The sequence below is a fragment of the Plesiomonas sp. ZOR0011 genome (assembly GCF_000800945.1).
Classification (GTDB): Bacteria; Pseudomonadota; Gammaproteobacteria; order Enterobacterales; family CAMTGL01; genus Plesiomonas; species Plesiomonas shigelloides.
Genome location: NZ_JRKB01000130.1, coordinates 1 through 278 on the forward strand (window position 1 = coordinate 1; position 278 = coordinate 278).

1 pseudogene is annotated in these 278 nt (G+C 48.2%); it reads right to left on the minus strand.

From position 1 onward, the window contains the following. Positions 1 to 84: 84 nt before the first annotated feature. Positions 85 to 278 (minus strand): annotated as a pseudogene (locus L975_RS17000) (type VI secretion system tube protein Hcp); the annotation flags it as partial.

Sequence of the window (278 nt, forward strand, 5' to 3'; positions counted from 1 at the left end):
CGTCATCGGGGTAGAGATAACAAAACAGCAAAGACCCGCTCCGTTACCGAAGCAGGTTCAGTTTTTATCTATCCGTTCAGCGGATTAAGCTTCGATTGGTGCACGCCAGTCATCAGCACCGGAAGTGCCTGCAACAGAGTGTTCCCAGTCAATCTTGCGATAAGCCAAAGAGACTTGAATCAGCTGGGTAAAATCAGATTTAGATGGGTCTTGGCAATGTGGCATCTGGCAATCGATATCCACGATGGTGGCATCAGTCAGAATGGTGGAGAAGAAGT